Consider the following 6,255-nt stretch of genomic DNA (forward strand, 5'->3'; position numbering starts at 1 on the left):
GCGGGGGATGGCCCCGCGGGCGCCTCAGAGACCGGCGGCGGCGCGCAGGGCGGCGAAGTCGATCCCCTCGACGAGGCGCACCAGCGGATCGGCCGCCGTGAGGCCGCCGCCCCGGGCGGTGACGACGGTGTCGGGGGCGACGAGCATGCGGACCTCCCCCTCGCCCGTGTCCGGCACGAAGCGCACGCGCGCCGGCTGGCCGGCGATCTCGCGCAGCCGCGCCGTCGGGTCGGCCGCGGGAATGAGCGCGCTGAGCCCGAGCGCGGTCGCCGGGGCCAGCGGGGAGTGCAGGTCGAGGATCAGGTCGATCCGTGCCCCGCCCGCCTCCGGGGTGTAGGAGCGGACGGCCTCGAGGCGACCGCTCCAGACGTCGGCGTCGCCGAGCAGGCTCAGCGGCGCACCCGCGGTCCAGCCCGGCGGCGCCGGCGGGAAGGCCGGGGCGATCGCCCCGACGCGCAGGTCCTGGACCTGCCGCGCGATCAGCCGCAGGCTCTCGAGGGCGAGGGGGTAGCGCTTCTCGCGCACGAGCGCGCGGATCTCGTCGAGCTGCAGCCCGAGGTCCTGCGCGGGGACCGGCGCGGCCGCGAGGACGCCCAGGAGCGCGAAGGCCGCCGGGGCGAGGCGCCGCACGCTCACCCCCGCGCGATGGCGGCCTCGGCGAGGCCGAGGACGAACGCGGCGTAGTCGAGGCCGCCGGCGCGCAGCGAGCGCGCGTAGCCGGAGCTGGGGGAGATGTCCGGGTTGGGGTTGGCCTCGAGCGCCATGAGCCCGCGTGTCGGCGAGAGCCGCCAGTCGATGCGGGCGTAATCGCGCAGGCCGAGCGCGCGGAACGCGAGCAGCGACCAGTGCTCGAGGCGGCTGCGCACCTCCGGCGTGAGGTGGGCCGGGCAGACGCCGACCGTGCCGCTGTAGCGCGCGTCGTCCTGCTCCCACTTGGCCTCGTAGCCGCAGATGCGCGGCGCGCCGGCGGGCAGCCCGGTGAAGTCGATCTCGGAGACCGGGAGCATGCGCGCCGGCACGTTGCCGAACACCGGTGCGTTGAGCTCCCGGCCCTCGATGAACTCCTCGACGAGGACCGGGCCGTAGCGCCCGTGCACGGCGGCGATCGCGCGGCGCGCGGCCGCCTCGTCCGCGGCGACGGAGGCGTCCGTGATGCCGAGGCTCCCGTCCTCCGTGGCGGGCTTGACGATCACGGGAAAGCGCAGCGCCTCCAGCGGCGCATCCGGGCTGTCCGCGAGGACGAACGGCGCCGTCGGGATGCCGTGTCCGCGCAGGATCAGCTTCGTCTTCACCTTGTCCCGGCACAGCCCGAGGGCGAGCGGCGGCGATCCGGTGTACGAGATGCCGAGCAGCTCCAGCGCCGCTGCGAAGTACATCTCGTGCTCGCTGCCCCCCGGCAGGTCGTCGCAGAGGTTGACGACGGCGCGGGGCGGGCGCGCGGCGAGCGCGGCCAGCGCGGCGGGGATGTCGTCGCCGACCGGCAGGGTGAAGGGCTCGTACCCGGCCGCGGCGAGCGCCGCCTCGATCAGCGGGATCTCGTCGTGGATCAGGTGCGGCGCGGCGTCGGGGTGCGGCCGCCGCGGGTCGGCAGGGGCGTAGTGGGCGATGGCGACGCGCCCGCGGCTCATCGCGGCGCGCCGGCGCGCTCGAGCGCGTGCCGGACGATCGCCTGCACGAGCTGCGGGTAGCGCCAGCCCATGCGCCCGGCGAGGATCGGCAGATCGCCGTAGGTGGGCGAGAGGCCCGGGAGGGGGTTGACCTCGATGAAGTGCGGGACGCCGGCCTTGAGGCGGATGTCGACGCGCGAGACGTCGCGGCAGCCGAGCGCGTGGTAGCACGCGACCGCGAGCGCCTCGATGGAGGCGAGCAGCGCCGCGGGCACCGGCGGCGGCACGAGGTACTCGACCTGGTTCTCCCAGTCGCGCTTGACCTCGAGGGAGTAGAGGAACTGCTCGGGCGGGAGCGTGCGGTGGCGGATCTGCATCGCGCCGATGGCGCGCGGCTCCGCGTTGCCGATGACGCCGACCGTGAACTCCTCGCCTTCGCAGAACTCCTCGACCAGTGCCGGGCCGCCGTAGCTGCCGAGGACGAACGCGGCCTGCTCGCGCAGGGCCGCAGGGGAGGTGACCCGCGAGGCGAGGCGCACCCCCTTGCTCGAGCCCTCCCACGCCGGCTTGACGATCAGCGGGAAGGCGAGGCCGCCGGGCGCGTTGCCGCCGGGGAGGTCGGCGAGGCGCTCGATCAGGAGGTGGCGCGGCGTGGCCAGGCCGCGCGAGGCGACGACGCGCTTGGCGAGGTCCTTGTCGAGGGTCAGGGCGAGGCAGAGCGGATCGGAGCCGGTGTAGGGGACGCCGAGCATCTCGCAGACCGCGGGAACCTGCGCCTCGCGGCTGCGGCCGGCGAGCCCCTCGGCGATGTTGAAGACCAGCTCCGGCGGGTCGGCGAGCATGCGCGCCAGGAAGTCGCGCCCGAAGCCGAGCCGCTCGACGCGGTGGCCGTCGCCCTCGAGAACGGCCGCGATCGCGTCGATGGTCGCCGGGGCGTCGAACTCCTCGGCGTGGTCGATCGGCGCCCCGGGCAGGTCGGGGACGTCGTCCCGGAGGTTGTAGGCAATGCCGATCCGCATCCGGTGGGGCGCGGCGCCTTACGCCGGCACGGGGTCGAGCGTCTCGACCGACCGGCGCCGCGGCGAGCGGGCGGCGCGCGCCGGGTGCGGATAGGTGTACGTCTTGCCCTCGAAGTTGTGGAGCACCAGGCCGTCCTCGTTCTCGCCGATGACGTAGTTCGGGGAGACGGGCACCTTGCCGCCGCCGCCGGGCAGGTCGATGACGTAGGTCGGCAGGGCGAGGCCCGAGGTGTGGCCGCGCAGCGCGCTCATGATCTTGAGGCCCGCGTCCACCGTCGTCCGGAAGTGCTCGGCGCCGATGACCGGGTCGCACTGGAAGAGGTAGTAGGGGCGGATCTTGGCGCGCAACAGCGCGTGGTTGAGGGCGAGCATGGTGCGCGGACTGTCGTTGACGCCGCGCAGCAGCACGCTCTGGTTGTTCACGGGCACCCCGGCGCGCAGGAGGCGGTCGACGGCCGCCGCGGACTCGGGCGTCACCTCGCGCGGGTGGTTGAACTGCGTGTTCAGCCAGATCGGGCCGTGCTTCTCGAGGACGGCGACCAGCTCCGGCGTGACCTTCATCGGCAGGACGACCGGGACGCGGGTGCCGATGCGGATGATCTCCAGGTGCGGGATCGAGCGCAGCTCGGCGAGGATGAAGTCGAGCTGCTCGAGCGGCAGCGACAGCGGGTCGCCGCCCGAGACGATGGCGTCGCGGATCTCGGGGTGCTGGCGGATGTAGCCCGCCATCGCGCGGATGGCGTCGCGGGTGACCGGCGTCTCGCCGTTCTTCCAGATGCGCTTGCGCGTGCAGTGGCGGCAGTACATGTAGCAGAAGTCGGTGGTCACCAGGAGCGCGCGGTCCGGGTAGCGGTGCGTCAGCCCCGGGACCGGCGCGTGCTCGACCTCGTGGAGCGGGTCCTCGGTCTCGTTGCCGTAGTAGCACCCCTCCTCGCGCGCCGGCACGGCCTGGCGGCGGATCGGGTCGTGCGGGTCGTCGGGGTCGATGAGCGCGGCGTAGTGCGGCGTGATCGCGAAGTGGTACTCCTGAGCGATCGGTGCGAGCTTCTTCTTCTCGGCCTCGCGGAGCGGGACGATCCCCTCCAGGTCCTCGAGCGTGCGGATCAGGTTCCTGGCCTGCCAGCGCCAGTCGTGCCACTGCTCGGGCCCGACCTCGCGCCAGCGCGCGATGCGCTGCCAATGGTGGCGGTGCGGCGGCTCGTCGATCCTGGATGCGTCGGCGTTGTCCATCAGGGTCCCCCCCGTCTCCTTCATGCCGGCTGGTGTTCGCGCTCGCCGTCGACGCCGGCCGGGACGGCAGCTTCGGTGGTGCCGGTGCGCGCGGTGCCGCGCAGTGCGGCGCGGGCGGCCGCGAGGAGCGTCGCGCGGCGCAGCGGCTTGTCGAGGAAGTCGAAGGCCCCCTCGCGCTTCATGCGGGTGCGGTTGACCTGCTCGCCCTGCGCCGAGGTCACGACGATGCGGGCGTCGCGGTTGAGGGCGCGGGCCATGCGCACGATCTCGAAGCCGGACTTCTTCGGCAGATCGAGGTCGCAGAAGACCAGATCGTAGCTGCTGCGGGTGAGCATCCCGATCGTCTCGGAGCCGCTGCCTGCCGCGTCGACCGTGTAGCCGGCCTCGCGGAAGATCTCGGCCACGGCGTCCCGCGTGTTCTTCTCGCGGTCGGAGACGAGGATCCGGTAGCGGCTGTTGCGCGTCGTCATCTTGCCTCTCTGCACAAGCAAGGCATGTGCCAACGAGCGTGTTAAGTTGAGGTCGCTGAAAACCCCTATATTCCTAGTGTCGGCGCGTGCGACAGACCACTAGGACTTGTGTGCTAAGCTCGGAGAAATGCAGAATCTTCGCAATTTGCGAAATTTGTGAAAATTAGGCACAATAAGTTTCGCAAAATGCGAAACAGACAGGATCAGTTCGTCTTTTCTTTCGCTTTTTGCGAGAACTCTTCCGCGGAGAGCTTCCGGTAGAGCGTCGCGACGTGGATGCCGAGGAGCGCGGCAGCCTGCTCCTTGTTCCCACCCGTGAGCGCCATCGTCTCGCGGATCGCCGTCTGCTCGATCTGCTCGAGCGTCGTCCCGAGCGGCAGGACCATCACGTCGCGCCGAGGCTCGCCCTGGAGCATCTTCGCCGGGAGGTCCTCCTTCCGCAGCAGCGGCTCGCGCGCCATCACGACGAGCTGCTCGATGATGTTTTCGAGCTCGCGCACGTTCCCCGGCCACGGGTACGCGGTCATCGCCTCGAGGCAGTCCTGCGTGATCCCTTCGATCTTCTTCTTGTTCTCGTCGGCGTAGGTGCGGATGAAGTGGCCGATGAGCAGGGGGATGTCCTCCGTGCGCTCGCGCAGCGGCGGCAGGTTGATCGCGATGACGTTCAGGCGGTAGTAGAGGTCCTCGCGGAAACGGCGCTCGGCGATCGCCGCGGCGAGGTCCTGGTTGGTCGCCGCGACCACGCGCACGTCCACGCGCAGCGTCTCGGTGCCGCCGACGCGCTCGAACTCCCCCTCCTGCAGGCAGCGCAGCAGCTTCGCCTGCAGCGCGAGGCTCATGTCGGCGACCTCGTCGAGGAAGAGCGTCCCCTCGTGCGCCAGCTCGAAGCGGCCCTTGCGCTGGGCGACCGCGCCGGTGAAGGCGCCCTTCTCGTGGCCGAAGAGCTCGGCCTCGAGCAGCGTCTCGGGGATGGCCGCGCAGTTGACCTTGATCAGCGGCTTCTCCGCGCGGGGGCTGCACTCGTGCAGCAGGTTCGCCACCAGTTCCTTGCCGGTGCCGCTCTCGCCCGTGATGAGGACGGTGCTGCGCGTCGGCGCGACCTGGCGGACGATCTCGAGGACCTTGGCGAAGGCCGGGCTGCGCCCGATGACGTCCGCGGGCTGGCTCAGCGAGCGCAGGCGCTTCTTCAGCGTGAGGTTCTCGAGCCGCAGCGCCTGGACTTCGAGCGTGCGCGCGACGAGCTTGACCAGTTCCTTGAGGCGCACCGGCTTGCCGAGGTAGTCGGCGGCGCCCTCCTTGAGGGCCTCGACGGCGCTCTCGACCGTGCCCTGGCCGGTGATGATCACCACCGGCAGGAAGGGGTCGAGCTTCTTGAGGGTCTTGAGGAAGACGAGCCCGTCCATGCCGGGCATCATCAGGTCGGTGAGGACGAGGTCGGGCTTCTTCGCGCGCGCCAGCTCGAGGCCCTCGGTCCCGGAGCCCGCAAGGATGACGGCGTAGCCCTCGTCCTCGAGGCCCTCGCGCATCGCCTCGGCGGTGTTGCGGTCGTCGTCGGCGACCAGGATCGTCTTCTTCACGCCGCCGGCTCCGGTGCCAAGGAGCGTGCGGGCGTGACCGGGGCGGGGCCGGGCGCTCGCGACGCTGCGCGCTCGACCGCAGCCTGTCCGGCCCTGCGCTCGAAACGCACAACTCGCCCTGCGGGCTCAAACAGTGCGTTTCGCCCTGCGGGACGCTCCGGTCCGGCCGCTGCGGTTCCCTCGCGCTCCGCCACGGGCCCGCCCGGCACTGCCCCGACGCCGCTGACCTCAATTTCCGTTCGGCTCGGTCATCGGCGAGGCGGCTGGGGCGGTCCCTGAGGGAAGATGCGCGGAGCCGCCGTTAAGCCCGACGCGGTGACCGAGGCGGTCCCGCAGGGACGCAGGCTCGTTG

6 protein-coding genes are annotated in these 6,255 nt (G+C 71.9%); all 6 read right to left on the reverse strand.

Annotated features, from left to right (window positions below; genetic code table 11):
• Positions 1–24: 24 nt before the first annotated feature.
• Entirely contained in the window at positions 25–630 is a 606-nt protein-coding gene (locus VI078_11130; protein HEY5999834.1) for a hypothetical protein, read from the reverse strand.
• Between the two features lie 2 nt (positions 631–632).
• A complete protein-coding gene (locus tag VI078_11135) occupies positions 633–1,628 on the reverse strand; it encodes a D-alanine--D-alanine ligase (GenBank protein ID HEY5999835.1) in 996 nt (331 codons plus the stop codon).
• Complete coding sequence (locus VI078_11140) at positions 1,625–2,626, reverse strand: D-alanine--D-alanine ligase (GenBank protein HEY5999836.1); 1,002 nt, start codon at positions 2,624–2,626, stop codon at positions 1,625–1,627. The genes VI078_11135 and VI078_11140 overlap by 4 nt, the downstream gene beginning before the upstream one ends.
• Before the next feature lie 18 nt (positions 2,627–2,644).
• Positions 2,645–3,880: a KamA family radical SAM protein gene (locus tag VI078_11145; GenBank protein HEY5999837.1), complete on the reverse strand. Its 1,236-nt coding sequence runs from the start codon at positions 3,878–3,880 to the stop codon at positions 2,645–2,647.
• Positions 3,877–4,326, reverse strand: coding sequence for a response regulator (locus VI078_11150; GenBank protein HEY5999838.1), 450 nt, complete (start codon positions 4,324–4,326; stop codon positions 3,877–3,879). The genes VI078_11145 and VI078_11150 overlap by 4 nt, the downstream gene beginning before the upstream one ends.
• Before the next feature lie 203 nt (positions 4,327–4,529).
• The gene (locus VI078_11155; GenBank protein ID HEY5999839.1) at positions 4,530–5,903 is read right to left on the reverse strand and encodes a sigma-54 dependent transcriptional regulator; all 1,374 of its coding nucleotides are present in this window, start codon (positions 5,901–5,903) and stop codon (positions 4,530–4,532) included.
• Positions 5,904–6,255 lie beyond the last annotated feature (352 nt).

The organism is bacterium, assembly GCA_036524115.1.
In the GTDB taxonomy this organism is placed as follows: domain Bacteria; phylum JAUVQV01; class JAUVQV01; order JAUVQV01; family DATDCY01; genus DATDCY01.